This window comes from Paraburkholderia kirstenboschensis, from assembly GCF_032806925.1.
Lineage (GTDB): Bacteria > Pseudomonadota > Gammaproteobacteria > Burkholderiales > Burkholderiaceae > Paraburkholderia > Paraburkholderia kirstenboschensis.
Genome location: NZ_CP136513.1, coordinates 1,060,070 through 1,075,417, shown reverse-complemented (window position 1 = coordinate 1,075,417; position 15,348 = coordinate 1,060,070). Strand labels below are relative to the sequence as shown.

The window sequence follows — 15,348 nt, the reverse complement described above, 5'->3', positions numbered from 1 at the left end:
TCTCCTGCTTTTGTTTTCAGATAAGAAGAAGGGCCCATGCGGATCGACCGGCGCCTCCTGACGCTCGCGTTCGGCGGCCTTTTCTGGCGGACCTTTCTGTTGATCGCGCTGTTGATCGCAGTGAGTCTCGCCGCGTGGTTCCAGAGCTTCCGGGTGATCGAACGCGAGCCGCGCGCGCAGCGCGTGGCGTTGCAGCTCGTCGCGATCGTGAAGCTCACGCGCACCGCACTCCTCTATTCCGATCCCGATCTGCGGCGCGCATTGCTGCAAGACCTGGAAAGCAATGAAGGGGTGCGCGTGTACCCGCGCGAAACAACCGACAAGTACAAGCTCCAGCCCGACGAGTCGCTGAACCGGCTGATCGAACACGACATTCGCGGCCGTCTCGGCGACGACACCGTGATCGCACAGAGCGTCAACGACATTCCCGGCGTCTGGATCAGCTTCAAGATCGACGACGACGATTACTGGGTCGCGCTCGACCGCGATCAGCTCGACAACGCGACGGGCTTGCAATGGGCCGGCTGGGGCGTGTTCGCGCTGGCGCTATCGCTCTTCGGCGCAGCCTTCATCACGAGTCTCGTGAACCGCCCGTTCGCCCGTCTCGCAATGGCCGCGCGCAAGGTTGGCTCCGGGCAGTCGCCTGAACCGCTGCCCGAGCGCGGCATGGGCGTGGCTGCTGAAACCAATCGCAGTTTTAACCAGATGGTTCAGGACCTCGAGCAGCTCGAGGCCGACCGCGCGCTGATGCTCGCAGGCATTTCGCACGACCTGCGCACGCCGCTCGCACGGCTGCGGCTCGAAACGGAAATGAGTCCGTCGGACCAAAGCACGAAAGACGCAATGGTCGACGACATCGAGCAGATGGACATGATCATTGGCCGCTTCCTCGACTATGCGCGCCCGGTGCAGCGCGTGCCGGAACCTGTCGATCTGTCCGTCATTGCGAGCGAGCTCGCGGCGCGCATGCAAAGCGAGGACAGCATGCGGCTTATCACGCGGCTCGCGCCGTCGGCGGTGATCGAAGCCGACGAAACGGATATGCGGCGCGTCGTCGGCAATCTGCTGGAAAACGCGCGCAAGTATGGTTTGAGCGATGGCGACGGCATCCCGCGCGTGATTCTGGAAACGCGGGTGTCGCATTCGCGCGTGGAACTGTCGGTGGTGGACGAAGGCCCCGGCATTCCGGAAGATCAACTGGCGCTTGTCACACGTCCCTTCTATCGCGTGAATTCAGCGCGCACTCAGGCGAACGGCACGGGTCTCGGCATGGCGATCGTGCAGCGGCTCGTCGGCCGTTATCGGGGCGCGCTGCGCCTGCGGAATCGCACGCCCGGCCCGGGCCTGGAAGTCACCATCGAGTTTCCTCTGGCCAAGGGCGTTTAAGCGAGCTTGCCGCCCCGTGTCTGCCTAAGAACGCACACGGCCCACACACGAGGCACGCACTCCGGATGCCCGCTCCGTTGAATAATAACTATCCAGGTTGTTAGGAAAAAACTATTGAGGCGATAGTTCAATAGAGCTATAGTGAAAAGCCTGTCACGCGCTCGTGATGACGCGCTGGTAGCCTCAGCATGCTTTTTTTCCAACACACGAAGGAGCACTCGCATGAAAACCGTTGGCGACAAACTCGAAGCGTTCACCGTCACCGCTGCCAAGCCTGGCTTCAACAATCACGAGGAAAACGGCGCCTCGGCGTTCGAAGAAATCACGGAGCAGTCGTTCCCGGGCAAGTGGAAAATCATCTACTTCTACCCGAAGGATTTCACGTTCGTGTGCCCCACGGAAATCGTTGAGTTCGCCAAGCTGGCGAAAGACTTCGAAGAGCGCGACGCAGTGCTGCTAGGCGGCAGCGTAGATAACGAATTCGTGAAGCTCGCCTGGCGCCGCGAGCATAAGGACCTGAGCAAGCTGAACCACTATTCGTTCGGCGACGTGAAGGGCGAGTTGATCGACCAGCTCGGCGTGCGCGACAAGGAAGCGGGCGTGGCGCTACGCGCAACGTTCATCGTCGATCCGGACAACACGATCCAGCACGTGTCGGTGAACAACCTGAACGTCGGCCGCAATCCCGAGGAAGTGCTGCGTATTCTCGACGGCTTGCAGACGGACGAACTCTGTCCGTGCAACCGCGCAGTCGGCGGCGCAACGCTGTAAGCCGTGCCGCCCGAGCCCGCCACGCTTGAAAGAGCCGCGGGCTTTTTTATCGACAATCCGATAGGAGAAGACAATGGAGTTCCCGGCTTCCATTAAGGCGCTCATACCCGACTACGCGAAAGACATCCGCCTGAACCTGGACGGCACGATCGCGCGCTCGTCCCTCGAAGGCAACGACGCAGTCGGCGTCGCGCTGGCTGCCGCCTTCGCCGCCAAAAGCACCGCAATCGTAAGCGCGATTCGCAACGCGGGCGTGCTCTCTCCTGAAGAGACGAACGGCGCGCTGACCGCCGCCGCGTTGATGGGCATGAACAACGTCTGGTATCCGTATGTCGAGATGGCGGAGAACGCGGACCTGAAATCGCAACCGGCGCAGTTACGCATGAATGCCTACGCGTCGCACGGCGGCGTGGACAAACGGCGCTTCGAGATGTACGCGCTGGCCGCTTCGATCATCGGCAAGTGTCACTTCTGCGTGAAGTCGCACTTCGATACGTTGATCGCCGAAGGCATGAGTTCGACGCAGTTGCGCGACGTGGGTCGCATCGCGGCCGTGATCAACGCGGCTGCGCAGTGCATTGCCGCCGAATAAGCTATCGGCTTCCGGGTCTGCCTCGCCTGAACCGGCGCAGCGGCGAACGTTTTCGCCGCCGTGCGCCCGGCTCCTGCTGCGGCAGTGCCGACAAGTGCATCAGCCCTTGATCAGCAACACCACGGCTTGCGCTTCTATGCCCTCGCCTCGGCCGAGATAGCCGAGCTTCTCATTGGTCTTGGCTTTGACATTGACCTTGTCCGTCGGCAGGCCGAGGTCGGCGGCAATGTTCGCGCGCATGCCTTCGATATGCGGTGCGAGCTTGGGCGCCTGCGCCACCACGCTGCTGTCCACGTTCGCAATCGCGAAGCCCGCTGCCTTCACACGAGCCACGCATTCGCGCAGCAAGACGCGGCTGTCGGCGCCGGCGAACTTCGCATCCGTATCGGAAAAGTGGCGGCCGATATCGCCCATCGCGGCGGCGCCGAACAGAGCGTCGGTGATCGCGTGCAACAGCACGTCGGCATCCGAATGGCCGAGCAAGCCGCGCTCGTACGGAATCGTCACGCCGCCAATAATCAACGGACGCCCCGGCACCAGCGCATGCACGTCATACCCTTGCCCAATTCTGAAATCCATCTGCGTCAAGTCCTCAAGTCCGTTCACTAAAAATCAAATCACTCATCACGATGCCGAAGTGCGCAGCAGAATCGCCTCGGCAAGATCGAAGTCTTCTGGATACGTCACCTTGAAGTTTCGCAAGCTGCCCTGCACCAGCTTCGGCGCATGCCCGGCCCATTCGATCGCGCTTGCTTCGTCGGTCAGGTCGTGGCCGTCGGCCTGCGCGCGCAAGATCGCTTCGCGCAACATGCCGATGCGGAACATCTGCGGCGTTTGCGCCTGCCACAAGCCGTCGCGCGATTCGGTGCGGGCAATGCGCCCATCCGCCGATGCCGCGTCGATACGCTTTAACGTATCCGCGACCGGCAACGCCATGATGCCGCCTACCGCATCGTCCCTGAGCGCGCCCGTCAGCGTACGGATCAAGCCAGGCGTGATGCCCGGCCGGGCCGCGTCGTGCACGAGCACCCAGTCGTCGTCGCGCGCGTTGAATTCCGTCAGCGCATGCAGGCCGTTGAGCACCGACGCCTGGCGCGACGCTCCTCCGCAGCGGCGCACGGCAAACCGCAAGCCGCCGAAGCGGCGCGCGTCGAAGTGCTGGTCGTCGGGCGCGATCACGACGAGCGTTTGTGCGAACTCACTGCAGGCGTCGAACGCGGCGAGCGAATAATGCAACATGTCGCGGCCGGCCACAGTGCGATATTGTTTGGGCATCGCGGCGCCGGAACGGCTGCCGGTGCCTGCGCACGGAATCAGGGCAAATAGACGGGAAGTCACGAGTGCGGATGCCGCGAGGTCAAAGTAAAGGACGGATTTTATAATAGGTCCTTCGCATCCACGCCCCGACACGCGTAAACTTGGCCGTCCGTGTGAGCCCGAGGCCGCCTTTTCTCTTCTATGCCAGACATCGCCGCATCATCGCAGTACTCCCCGCCCGTCGCGCTCGTCAAAGCCGGCCAGCGTTTTGCCTTCGACGGCACGCACGGCTCGTCCGACGCGCTGCTGATCGCCCGCTACCATCTCGCCTATCGCGAGAAGGTGCCGCTGCTCGCCGTCGTGTGCGAAAGCGCCGTGGACGCACAGCGCCTGTCGCAGGAAATCGGCTCTTTCGCGCCGCAGGCGCGCGTGCGCCTGTTGCCCGACTGGGAAACGCTGCCTTACGACACCTTTTCGCCGCACCAGGATCTCGTTTCCGAGCGCCTCGCCACGCTGCACGATCTCGGCGAAGGCCGTTGCGACATCCTGCTCGTGCCCGCCACCACGGCGTTGTACCGGATGCCGCCGGCGTCGTTTCTCGCTGCCTACACGTTTTCGTTTTCCCAGGGCGAACGTCTCGACGAGGCAAAGCTCAAGGCGCAGTTGACGCTGGCCGGCTACGAACACGTGAGCCAGGTGGTGCGTCCGGGCGAATACTGCGTGCGCGGCTCACTGCTCGACCTTTATCCAATGGGCTCGCCGCTGCCCTACCGGATCGATCTGTTCGACGACCAGGTAGACTCGATCCGCGCGTTCGACCCCGACACGCAGCGCAGCCTGTATCCGGTGAAAGACGTGCGTCTCCTGCCTGGCCGCGAGTTTCCGTTCGACGAAGCCGCGCGCACCGCTTTTCGCAGCCGCTGGCGCGAGACGTTCGAAGGCGATCCGAGCCGCGCGTCGATCTATAAGGACATCGGCAACGGCGTGCCGTCCGCGGGCATCGAATATTATTTGCCGCTTTTCTTCGACGACACCGCCACGCTGTTCCACTATTTGCCGGAAGGCGCGCAACTCGCGTTCATCGGCGATCTCGAGGCGGCGATCCGGCGCTTCAGCAACGACACGAAGCAGCGCTACAACTTCCTGTCGCACGACCGCGACCGTCCCATTCTGGAGCCGCAGCGCCTGTTCCTGTCGGACGAAGACTTCTTCATACTCGCGAAACCGTTCGCGCGGCTCGTGCTGCCGGCCAACGCAGGCGGCGGCTGGTCCACGCCGCTACCGAATCTCGCGATCGACCGGCACGCGGAAGATCCCGTATCGGCGTTGCGCACCTATCTCGACACCACGCCCAACCGTGTGCTGTTCGCTGCCGAATCGGCGGGACGGCGTGAAACGCTATTGCAGCTGCTCGCGGACAACCATCTGAAGCCCGCGTCGAGCGACAGCTTCCAGGACTGGCTGACGGGCGACGCGCCTTTTTCGCTGGGCGTCGCGCCGCTCGCGAACGGCTTTGCGGTCCCCGTGGACGGCATTGCGATCATCACCGAAACCGAGCTTTATGGGCCGCTCGCGCGGCGCGCCGGTCGCCGCCGCCAGGAACAGGCTAGCAACGTCGATTCGATGGTGCGGGACCTGTCGGAGCTCAAGGTCGGCGATCCGGTCGTGCATTCGCAGCACGGCATAGGCCGCTATATGGGCCTCGTCACCATGGATCTCGGCGAAGGCGAGACCGAGTTTCTGCATCTGGAATACGCGGGCGACAGCAAGCTCTACGTGCCGGTCGCGCAGCTGCACGTGATCTCGCGCTACAGCGGTGCCGATCCCGAAAGCGCGCCGTTGCATTCGCTCGGCTCGGGTCAATGGGAAAAGGCCAAACGCAAGGCCGCGCAGCAGATTCGCGACACCGCCGCGGAACTGCTCAATCTCTACGCGCGCCGCGCCGCGCGTTCGGGCCACGCGTTCGCGCTCGAACCGAAAGACTACGTGAAGTTCGCGGAGAGCTTCGGCTTCGAGGAAACGCCGGACCAGGCCGCGGCGATCGCAGCCGTGATCGGCGACATGACGAGCGGCAAGCCGATGGACCGCCTCGTATGCGGCGACGTGGGCTTCGGCAAGACCGAAGTCGCGCTGCGGGCGGCCTTCATTGCTGTCATGGGCGGCAAGCAGGTCGCGCTACTCTCGCCCACCACGCTGCTCGCCGAACAGCACATGCAGACTTTCTCGGACCGCTTCTCCGACTGGCCCGTGCGAATCGCCGAACTGTCGCGCTTCAAGTCGACCAAGGAAGTCAACGCGGCGATCCAGCAGATCAACGAAGGCAGCGTAGACATTGTGATCGGCACGCACAAGCTGCTGTCGTCGGACGTGCAGTTCAAGCGGCTCGGACTCGTGATCATCGACGAGGAACATCGCTTCGGTGTGCGGCAGAAAGAGGCGCTCAAGGCGTTGCGCGCGGAAGTGGATGTGCTCACGCTCACCGCCACGCCGATCCCGCGTACGCTCGGCATGGCGCTCGAAGGTCTGCGCGACTTTTCTGTTATCGCGACCGCGCCGCAAAAGCGTCTGGCGATCAAAACGTTCGTGCGTCGCGAGGAAGAAAGCGTGATTCGCGAAGCGATGTTGCGCGAACTGAAGCGCGGCGGCCAGGTTTACTTCTTGCACAACGAAGTCGAGACGATCGAGAATCGCCGGCAAATGCTCGAAGCGCTCGTGCCCGAGGCACGCATCGCGGTCGCGCATGGGCAGATGCACGAGCGTGAACTCGAACGCGTCATGCGTGACTTCGTCGCCCAACGTGCGAACGTTTTGCTGTGCACGACGATTATCGAAACCGGCATTGACGTGCCGAGCGCCAACACGATCCTGATTCATCGCTCGGACAAGTTCGGCCTCGCGCAACTGCATCAACTGCGCGGACGCGTGGGACGCTCGCATCACCAGGCGTATGCGTACCTGCTCGTGCACGATCCGCAAGGGTTGACCAAGCAGGCGCAACGCCGGCTCGAAGCGATCCAGCAGATGGAAGAACTCGGCTCGGGCTTCTATCTGGCCATGCACGATCTGGAGATTCGCGGCACCGGCGAAGTGCTCGGCGACAAGCAGTCGGGTGAGATTCACGAGATCGGCTTTCAGCTTTACACCGACATGCTCAACGACGCAGTGAAGGCGCTCAAGGACGGCAAGGAGCCCGACCTCACCGCGCCACTCGCCGCCACGACCGAGATCAATCTGCACGCGCCGGCGATTCTTCCTGCCGACTATTGCGGCGACGTGCAGGAGCGTCTGTCGCTGTACAAGCGCCTTGCGAATTGCGAGCACAACGATGCGATCGACGGCATTCAGGAAGAACTGATCGATCGCTTCGGCAAGTTGCCGCCGCAAGCGCATGCGCTCGTGGAGACGCATCGTCTGCGGCTTGCGGCAAAGCCGTTGGGTATTTCGAAGATCGACGCGGGCGAAGCGGTGATCGGTTTGCAATTCATTCCCAATCCGCCCATCGACGCGATGCGTATCATCGAGATGGTGCAGAAGCACAAGCACATCAAACTGGCGGGCCAGGACAAGCTGCGTATCGAAACGCGCAGTCCCGATCTTGCAGTGCGGGTGGCAACGGTCAAGGAAACGTTGCGGGCGTTGGGCTCGCCAAGCCGGGGCACCACGGCGGCGGCCGCGGCGCGTTAGGTTCGCTATCGGGCCTCCGCGTTCCCGTTGCGTGCCGTCGTGCCGTCGCGCCGTCGTGCCGTCGCGCCGTCGTGCCGTCGTGCCGTCGTGCCGTCGTGCCGTCGCGCCGTCGTGCCGTCGTGCCGTCGCGCCGTCGTGCCGTCGTGCCGTCGCGCCGTCGGCATGGCGCTGCGCGGCTGCGAAAAAACGCGGTACGTCTAGCGTTTTCCGGCAATGCTGCGGCGCGCAAAACGCGCGCCGCAGCATACGGGGCGGCTTTTTTTGGGTATGATCGAAAGACTCAAATGCCGGAGTCCTGTCATGTCTCATGTCGCTGATTCAGCGCAGTCCTCGAAAACATCCGCAACTGCTTCGTCCGCTTCCGCCTCTGGCACCACGCCTGTCTCGCTTCCCTGGGTCACCCGTCTCGTGTCGATGGACACGGTAAGCCGCAATCCGAATCTCGGTCTGATCGAAACCGTGCGCGACGAACTGCGCGGGCTCGGCATTGAAGGCACGCTCACGCACGACCCCAGCGGCAAATGGGCCAACCTGTTCGCAACGATCCCCGCACACAACGGCGAAACGAACGGCGGCGTGGTGTTGTCGGGCCATACCGACGTGGTGCCCGTCGACGGTCAGCAGTGGGACAGCGATCCGTTCAAGCCGGAAATTCGCGGTGACAAGCTTTATGGGCGCGGCACTTGCGACATGAAGGGCTTTATCGGCGCGGCGCTTGCGCTCGTGCCCGACATGCAGCGCGCGAAGCTCGCCAAGCCGATTCACTTCGCACTTTCATTCGACGAAGAAGTGGGCTGCGCGGGCGCGCCGCTTTTGATCGCCGACCTGATGAAACGCGGCGTGAAGCCGGACGGCTGCATTGTGGGCGAGCCGACCAGCATGCGGCCCATCGTGGCGCACAAGGGCATCAACGCGTACCAGTGCTGCGTGCGCGGCCAGGCGGCGCACTCGTCGCTCACGCCGAAGGGCTTGAACGCGATCGAGTACGCAGCGCGCCTCATCTGTTATATCCGCGACATGGCCGATCAGTTCCGCGAGCAAGGCCCGTTCGACGAACTGTACGACGTGCCGTTCACCACCGCGCAAACCAGCACGATCGTCGGCGGCAATGCAATCAATACGGTGCCGGCCGAGTGCAAATTCCAGTTCGAATTCCGCAATCTGCCCACGCTCGACCCCGAACCGATCTTCGCGCGTATCGACCAGTACGCACGCGAAACACTGTTGCCGAAAATGTTGCGCGAGCATCCATCGGCGGCAATCGAGATCACGAAGATTGCCGCGGCGCCCGGACTCGATTCGTCTGAGCAGGCCGCCATCACGCAACTCGTGCGCGCGCTGACGGCGGACCAGGACAAGCGCAAGGTCGCTTACGGCACGGAGGCCGGGCTCTTTTCGCTGGCGGGTATTCCGAGCATCGTGTGCGGGCCAGGCGACATTCAGCAGGCGCACAAGGCGAATGAATTCGTCGCGCTGGATCAGCTCGTGCAGTGTGAACGCTTCTTGCGCAAGTTCATTCACAGCATGTCCGTCGAAGCGCATGCGCACTGAAACCGTCGTCTGAGCAACGAGAAACCATACTTTCATTATCGCCCGCTTCTCTCCACATCTCGCCCACGCCCATGTCAAGCGCCACGCCGCAGCACACCGACCATACGATCGACGGCGAGCCGATCCCCACTCTCGACGACATCGCCGCGCAGCACTTCGCGCTGACGCCGTGGGTGGCTCGAACGCCGGTGTTCGACAGGCTCGACTTCGCGTCGCTCGAAGGTACGGTGGTGAACTTCAAGTTCGAACTGCTGCAAGCGGGCGGCAGCTTCAAGGCGCGCGGCGCGTTCACGAACCTGCTAGCGCTCGACGAAGCCCAACGCAGCGCAGGCGTCACGTGCGTGTCGGGCGGCAACCATGCAGTGGCCGTCGCGTATGCGGCGATGCGGCTCGGCATCAGCGCGAAGGTGGTGCTGTTTCGCGCGGCGAATCCGGCGCGGGTCGCTCTGTGCCGGCAATATCGCGCGGAGATCGTGTTCGCTGAAGATCTTGCGGAAGCTTTCGAACTCGTGCGCCGCATCGAGGCCGAAGAAGGCCGCTATTTCGTGCACCCGTTCAACGGTTATCGCACGGTGCTCGGCTCCGCCACCCTCGGCTACGAATGGAGCACGCAAACGCCCGACCTGGAAGCCGTGATCGTGCCGATCGGCGGCGGCGGTCTCGCGGCCGGGGTGGCCACGGCCATGCGGCTCGCGAATTCGGGCGTGCACGTGTTCGGTGTCGAGCCGGAAGGCGCGGATGCAATGGGAAAAAGCTTCGCCGCCAATCACACGGTCAAGATGGGCCACATGCACGGTATTGCGGATTCATTGATGGCGCCGCATACCGAGGAATACAGCTATGAGTTGTGCCGCCGCCATATCGACGAACTCGTGACCGTTTCGGACGACCAACTCCGCGCGGCCATGCTCACCTTGTTCGGACAACTGAAGCTCGCTGTCGAGCCCGCTTGCGCCGCCGCTACCGCAGCGCTGCTTGGACCGCTGCGCGAGAAGCTGCAGGGCAAACGCGTGGGCGTTCTGCTATGCGGCACGAACACGGACCCGGTCACTTTTGCTGCGCATATCGAACGCGCCCGCCAGGGCATGTCACGGTTTCCGGCATAAAAACAATCCTCGTTTTTCCGGGCTTTCCGGGCCGAAGGGCTGGCCTATCTGTCTGAGATTGGTATGATTTGGTCATCGATATCCAGGAGGAAACCCTATGAGCATGGTCAAGGAATTCAAGGAATTCGCCCTTAAAGGCAACGTGATGGATCTCGCGGTCGGTGTCATCATCGGCGGCGCGTTCTCCACCATCGTCAATTCAGTTGTGAAAGACCTGATCATGCCGGTGGTCGGCGTCGCTACGGGCGGCCTCGACTTTTCGAACAAATTCGTTCGCCTCGGCGCCATTCCGGCGAGCTTCAAAGGCAACCCGGAGTCGTATAAAGACTTGCAGACGGCGGGCGTTGCGGTATTCGGTTATGGCTCGTTCATTACCGTGGCCATCAACTTCGTCATTCTCGCGTTCATCATTTTCCTGATGGTCAAGTTCATCAACAATCTGCGCAAGCCGGCCGATGCTGCGCCGTCGGAGCCGCCGCAGCCGGCGGAAGACGTGCTGCTGTTGCGTGAAATCCGCGACTCGCTGAAAAATTCGCCGCGCTAAGCCAGCGGCCAGGCGAGGCGCGCTCGCACGCTTTACCCAGCAAAAAGGCCTGTTGCGACGCACTCGCAACAGGCCTTTGCTTTTGAACCCGCTCACAGCAGTTGTTCACGCTTCGCGTTACGTCTGCTTTCGCGCCTTCGTGTTGATCGCGCTCTCGATCATTGTTTCGAGCTGCGCGAAATTGACCGGCTTCGTCAAATGCGAGGTGAAACCGGCGGCAAGGCAGCGGCGTACGTCTTCGTCGGTGCCGAAACCGCTCAGCGCGACCGCAGGCGTATCCCAATGCTCGCGATACGCCTTGATGAAGTCGAGGCCAGTGCCATCGGGCAAGCCGACGTCGCTGATAACCAGATCGAAATTCTGCAACTGCGTGGCGGCCAGTGCGTCGTCCACACGGCCCACCGTCGTGACGTCGTGGCCGAGCGTGCGAATCAGCTGCTCCATGACCTCGGCCGTATCGACGTGATCCTCGACTAGCAGAATATTGAGCACGCCGGCGGGATGCACATGCTCGGGCAATACCGCCTGCGACCTTTGCGCAGGCGCCGCCGCGGTCGGCAGCGTGATGGTGAACGTAGCGCCGCAATGCGGCCCCGGGCTTTGGGCCGTGACCGTGCCGCCATGCACGTCCGTTAACGCCTTCGTGATTGCGAGGCCGAGCCCTAGTCCGCCGAACTGCCGCGTCATGTTCTGATCGCCCTGCTCGAACGCGTTGAACAATTTGCCAATCTGTTCCGGCTCGATGCCGATGCCCGTGTCTTCGACGCAGATTTGCACGTGCATGCGCTCATCGCGCGTGCGCACATAGATGTGTCCACCGTCAGGCGTGAACTTCGCGGCATTGCGAATCAGGTTCCATAGCATCTGCTGCAGGCGCGCGCGATCGGCAAGCACGTAGTGATGTTTCGCGTCCTTGTGCACATGCACGTCCTGCTGCTTGACCTGGATCTCGCTGCGGAAGAGTTCGAGCACACTGTCTATTACCTCATGCACGTCGACCGTTTCGAGCGACAGGCGCAGCTTGCCGTTGGCCACGCGCGTAAGGTCGAGCAGATCGTCGATCAGGCGCGCCTCCAGTTCGACATTGCGGCGGATCATGCGCACGCTCGAGCGCGCCTGATCCGGCAGGTCGGGAATCATCTCGAGTACGCTTGCACCGGCCAGCACCGGTGTGAGCGGCGTGCGCAGCTCGTGCGAGAGCATCGCAAGAAACCGGTCTTTCGCGCGATTCGCTTCTTCGGCGATCTGCCGCGCCGCCTGTTCAGAAGCGAGAAGCCGTTCGCGCTCCTGCATGGCTTCGCGCTCCGAATGAACATCCGTGCAACTGCCGAACCATTTGCTGAAGTTGCCTTCGGTGTTGCGCGTCGCGACCATGCGCGCGTCGAACCAGCGGTACTCGCCGTCGCGGCGGCGAATGCGCAGTTCGTGCCGATAAGTGCCCGCATTGCTCGCCACCGCTTTCAGCCAGCTACGGCGCACTTCTTCGCGATCGTCCGGATGCACGGCGTCGAGCCAGGCCAAACCATGCGAACTGTTCTCGCCAAGGCCGGTGTAGTCGTACCACTGCTTTGACAGGAAATCGCAGTCGCCCGACGCATTGCAGGTGAGCACGAGGTGCGGCAGCGCTTCCGACAGGTTGCGGTAATGCTGCTCGCGATCGCGCAGCAGCAACGCTTCTTCCGACGCGCGCTGCAAGCGCACTTGCGACAGAACCCGCTCCACTGCTTCGGGCAGGTAATCGAGGTAATCGCCGGACTTGGGCACCACGTCGGACACGCCGGCGCGCAACGCCTCGATTACGCGCGACTCGTCCGTAAAACCTGTCACGAGGATGGCGGGAATGCGCACGCCTTCCGAGCGTAGCCGGCGAAAAAAGTCGAGGCCCGTTTGGGGCCCGCTGAGTTGATAGTCGAGCACGAGCAGGTCCAGACCGCCGGCGACGAGCCGTTCGCGAGCCGCCTCGACGCTTGCGCAGACCCAAACGCGGCAGCCGGCGCGTTCGAGCGACTTGCGCGCGAGCCGCAAGATGCCCTCGTCGTCATCGAGGACGAGAATACATGCTGCGGGCGGCGGGGACACTTCTTCGAACATGCGCGGGTCGCGGTCAGTAGGTCTGGAGAGTATGTGGCAATCCTGTCACGTCATGATGACGCAGTGAAGCGATGCCCGGACGGCAGCTTGACCACCTGCAGGAAGAAGCCGAGGCGGCGCACCGCTTCAATAAACGCATCGTACTCGACCGGCTTTGTAATGTAGACATTGCAGCCGAGCTCATAGCATCGCGCGATTTCACGGGGGTCGTCTGTGGTGGTCAACACGATCACGGGCACGGGCGCCGTTTGTGGCGACTCCTTCAGGCGCCGCAACACCTCGAAGCCATCGACGCGCGGCATCTTCAGGTCCAGCAGTACGACTGAATTCTTCAGATCTTCGGCATTCGCATGACGGCTTGCGACACTGTCGCCCACCGCAGCGGCGCAGCCACCCGGGTCTGCGCCGAAAAAATAATCCAGCGCCTGCTGACCGTCGCGAAAGCGCACAAAGCCGTTCGAAATGCCGGCACGGCGCAGATTGCGCTCGACGAGCGTGGCATGGCCGTCGTCGTCTTCGATCAGAATAATGCTGACCGTTTCCCCGTGACTCATATGCTCTCCATTCTGTCGGTTCGACCCGGTTCATGCAGATGCGGCGCACGCATTGAGCGATGCGACGCGAATCGTTCCATGCAACTTTTTGCACGGCACCCGGCGCGGTTCAAGGGCGCGCGGGCTGCTCCGGCAACACCACGAAAAAGGTCGATCCAGCGCCTTGCGCCGACTCGACCCACACGCGCCCCCCATGCCGCTCCACCGTGCGCCGCACCACTGCCAGACCGACTCCGTCGCCGTTCGCTACATCGCCGTGCAGACGTTGAAATGCACGGAACACCTTCGACATATGGGCGGCCGGAATGCCCAGGCCGTTGTCGCGCACATAGTACGTGCGCATGCGAACCGCGCGCGGCCCGTTTTCGTCGACGGGCTCCGGTTCGAGCGCGCCGATCTCGATGCGTCCGTTGCGTGCCGGGTCCAGGTAGTTCAACGCATTGCCAATCAGATTGCTGAAGATCTGTTCGATCGCGCCCGGGTCGCCCCATGCCGGCGGCAACTCGCGTACGGTAACGACCGCGCCGCGCTCCTCGATGGCTCGCTGCAGGGTATCGGCGACGCGCGCCACCACGCGCGCGACGCTCACCCGTTGCCATTGATATTCAAGCCGGCCGGCACGCGAAATTCGCAACAGCGCTTCGATGATCGCCGCAGCCCGCGTGACCGCAGTACGCAAGTAGTGCAAGGATTCGCGCACATCGCTGTCGAGAATATGCGCCATACGTTTTTGTTCCGCTTCCGGCAGCCGCGCTTCGACGACAATGCTGTCCAGCTCGTCGCACGAGACCTGCAACTCCTTCGAGAAACCTTGCAGGTTCACGAGCGGAGAGCGCAAGTCGTGCGATACGCTGTAGATAAACATTTCGTTGTCTTGCGTCTCCTGGCGCAGTTCCTCATTGACGCGCGCCAGTTCCTGCGCGCGCGCCTCAAGACGCGTCTTGAGCGACGCCTGTTCGGCCTCCGCCTCGCGCAGTCGCGCGCCTGTCTGATGCAGCACGGCGTCGAGCGCCGCGATTTCGTCGTTGCCGGACAGGCGCGCGGCAAGCGGCCGCCCGTTGCCGAGGCGCTCCGCGTTATCGGTCAGCACTTCGAGGCGCCGCCCAATGCTGCGCGCAAACACGACTGCAGTAGCGGCCCAGATCAGCATGGAGCCGATCACTGCGGCGATCAACGCATATTGCTGATGCTCGCGACGCCGCACGAGAGCCGCCGAGCGTTCCGCATCGAGACGCGAAGCCTCTTCGCCGAAGGCCGCGAGTTCGTCGCGAAATGCGGCGACTGGCTCCGGCAACGCGCCACTCTCGAGCGCAACGAGCGATTGCGGATTGCGCCCATCACGCAACGCCTGCGAAACCATTACGGTTTGGGCGCGATATGCGTCGATTGCGCGCTTCATCTTATGAACCCGCTCCACCTGCTGCGGCGTATCGGCAACCAGCGCGTCGAGCTTCGACAGACGGTCGCTCACGTCGATCCACACCGTATGCCGGTCGAGCAACGACGGATCGCCGATCACCATGCCGGTACGAACCCGAGCGGCCTGGCGCAGCAGCGGATCGACAATTGCCGATGACTGGTAAAGAATCTGCTTGCTATTGGTAACCCATTGCGCGGCCTGGGCTGTCTGCTCCTGAGTATCGAAGACGACGCCAAGAAGCGCCAGCTCCACCAGGCTGGGCACTGCGATCAGCAGCAGACCCTTGGTGAATAATTTCATGTTCGCCCGAAGGTCGTTCACGCAGCGGCAGCTCGCGGGAACCCGCCAGCCAGACGGGCCATTATCGACGTGAATCGGCAATATTTCAACGT

Annotated in this window: 12 protein-coding genes; 7 read left to right on the top strand and 5 right to left on the bottom strand. The window is 62.8% G+C overall.

The window, feature by feature from the left end; all coding sequences use genetic code 11:
* The first annotated feature begins 36 nt into the window (after positions 1-36).
* The 3 genes from RW095_RS27590 (at position 37) to RW095_RS27580 (ending at position 2,749) form a co-directional block, all read left to right on the top strand.
* Positions 37-1,386 (top strand): ATP-binding protein, encoded by a 1,350-nt coding sequence (locus RW095_RS27590; RefSeq protein ID WP_317021965.1) that lies wholly within the window; start codon positions 37-39, stop codon positions 1,384-1,386.
* A gap of 222 nt (positions 1,387-1,608) precedes the next feature.
* Positions 1,609-2,157 carry a peroxiredoxin gene (locus RW095_RS27585; RefSeq protein WP_013588377.1) on the top strand — a complete coding sequence of 183 codons (549 nt, stop codon included), beginning with the start codon at positions 1,609-1,611 and terminating at the stop codon, positions 2,155-2,157.
* Between the two features lie 73 nt (positions 2,158-2,230).
* Positions 2,231-2,749 (top strand): carboxymuconolactone decarboxylase family protein, encoded by a 519-nt coding sequence (locus RW095_RS27580; protein ID WP_317021964.1) that lies wholly within the window; start codon positions 2,231-2,233, stop codon positions 2,747-2,749.
* Positions 2,750-2,848: 99 nt separating this feature from the next.
* Here the strand turns inward: RW095_RS27580 and ispF are convergent, their stop codons facing one another.
* Together ispF and ispD are read right to left on the bottom strand one after the other, a co-directional pair.
* On the bottom strand, positions 2,849-3,328 hold the full coding sequence (gene ispF / locus RW095_RS27575; RefSeq protein WP_128594985.1) for a 2-C-methyl-D-erythritol 2,4-cyclodiphosphate synthase: 480 nt from the start codon (positions 3,326-3,328) through the stop codon (positions 2,849-2,851).
* A 45-nt stretch (positions 3,329-3,373) separates the two neighbouring features.
* The gene (gene ispD, locus RW095_RS27570; protein WP_317021963.1) at positions 3,374-4,087 is read right to left on the bottom strand and encodes a 2-C-methyl-D-erythritol 4-phosphate cytidylyltransferase; all 714 of its coding nucleotides are present in this window, start codon (positions 4,085-4,087) and stop codon (positions 3,374-3,376) included.
* A 120-nt stretch (positions 4,088-4,207) separates the two neighbouring features.
* Between ispD and mfd the strand changes: the two genes are divergently transcribed.
* The 4 genes from mfd to mscL all read left to right on the top strand — a co-directional run bounded on the left by mfd (position 4,208) and on the right by mscL (position 10,891).
* Positions 4,208-7,690, top strand: a complete 3,483-nt coding sequence (mfd, locus tag RW095_RS27565) for a transcription-repair coupling factor (RefSeq protein ID WP_317021962.1) — start codon at positions 4,208-4,210, stop codon at positions 7,688-7,690.
* 300 nt (positions 7,691-7,990) lie between these two features.
* On the top strand, positions 7,991-9,241 hold the full coding sequence (gene argE, locus RW095_RS27560; RefSeq protein ID WP_317021961.1) for an acetylornithine deacetylase: 1,251 nt from the start codon (positions 7,991-7,993) through the stop codon (positions 9,239-9,241).
* Between the two features lie 71 nt (positions 9,242-9,312).
* Positions 9,313-10,347 (top strand): threonine/serine dehydratase, encoded by a 1,035-nt coding sequence (locus RW095_RS27555; protein ID WP_317021960.1) that lies wholly within the window; start codon positions 9,313-9,315, stop codon positions 10,345-10,347.
* 97 nt (positions 10,348-10,444) lie between these two features.
* Entirely contained in the window at positions 10,445-10,891 is a 447-nt protein-coding gene (gene mscL / locus RW095_RS27550; protein WP_128586479.1) for a large conductance mechanosensitive channel protein MscL, read from the top strand.
* Positions 10,892-11,008: 117 nt separating this feature from the next.
* Here the strand turns inward: mscL and RW095_RS27545 are convergent, their stop codons facing one another.
* The 3 genes from RW095_RS27545 to RW095_RS27535 all read right to left on the bottom strand — a co-directional run bounded on the left by RW095_RS27545 (position 11,009) and on the right by RW095_RS27535 (position 15,256).
* Positions 11,009-12,982 carry a hybrid sensor histidine kinase/response regulator gene (locus tag RW095_RS27545; protein WP_317021959.1) on the bottom strand — a complete coding sequence of 658 codons (1,974 nt, stop codon included), beginning with the start codon at positions 12,980-12,982 and terminating at the stop codon, positions 11,009-11,011.
* Between the two features lie 50 nt (positions 12,983-13,032).
* The gene (locus RW095_RS27540; protein ID WP_317021958.1) at positions 13,033-13,536 is read right to left on the bottom strand and encodes a response regulator; all 504 of its coding nucleotides are present in this window, start codon (positions 13,534-13,536) and stop codon (positions 13,033-13,035) included.
* 109 nt (positions 13,537-13,645) lie between these two features.
* Positions 13,646-15,256, bottom strand: coding sequence for a sensor histidine kinase (locus RW095_RS27535; RefSeq protein WP_317021957.1), 1,611 nt, complete (start codon positions 15,254-15,256; stop codon positions 13,646-13,648).
* Positions 15,257-15,348: the final 92 nt, after the last annotated feature.

Bases quoted from the DNA above. Each gene is read 5' to 3' on its own strand.
- RW095_RS27590 (WP_317021965.1), top strand. From the start codon at position 37: ATGCGGATCGACCGGCGCCTCCTGACGCTCGCGTTCGGCGGCCTTTTC.
- RW095_RS27540 (WP_317021958.1), bottom strand. From the start codon at position 13,536: ATGAGTCACGGGGAAACGGTCAGCATTATTCTGATCGAAGACGACGAC.
- argE (WP_317021961.1), top strand. From the start codon at position 7,991: ATGTCTCATGTCGCTGATTCAGCGCAGTCCTCGAAAACATCCGCAACT.
- RW095_RS27585 (WP_013588377.1), top strand. From the start codon at position 1,609: ATGAAAACCGTTGGCGACAAACTCGAAGCGTTCACCGTCACCGCTGCC.
- RW095_RS27555 (WP_317021960.1), top strand. From the start codon at position 9,313: ATGTCAAGCGCCACGCCGCAGCACACCGACCATACGATCGACGGCGAG.
- RW095_RS27535 (WP_317021957.1), bottom strand. From the start codon at position 15,256: ATGAAATTATTCACCAAGGGTCTGCTGCTGATCGCAGTGCCCAGCCTG.
- mfd (WP_317021962.1), top strand. From the start codon at position 4,208: ATGCCAGACATCGCCGCATCATCGCAGTACTCCCCGCCCGTCGCGCTC.
- RW095_RS27580 (WP_317021964.1), top strand. From the start codon at position 2,231: ATGGAGTTCCCGGCTTCCATTAAGGCGCTCATACCCGACTACGCGAAA.
- ispF (WP_128594985.1), bottom strand. From the start codon at position 3,328: ATGGATTTCAGAATTGGGCAAGGGTATGACGTGCATGCGCTGGTGCCG.
- RW095_RS27545 (WP_317021959.1), bottom strand. From the start codon at position 12,982: ATGTTCGAAGAAGTGTCCCCGCCGCCCGCAGCATGTATTCTCGTCCTC.
- mscL (WP_128586479.1), top strand. From the start codon at position 10,445: ATGAGCATGGTCAAGGAATTCAAGGAATTCGCCCTTAAAGGCAACGTG.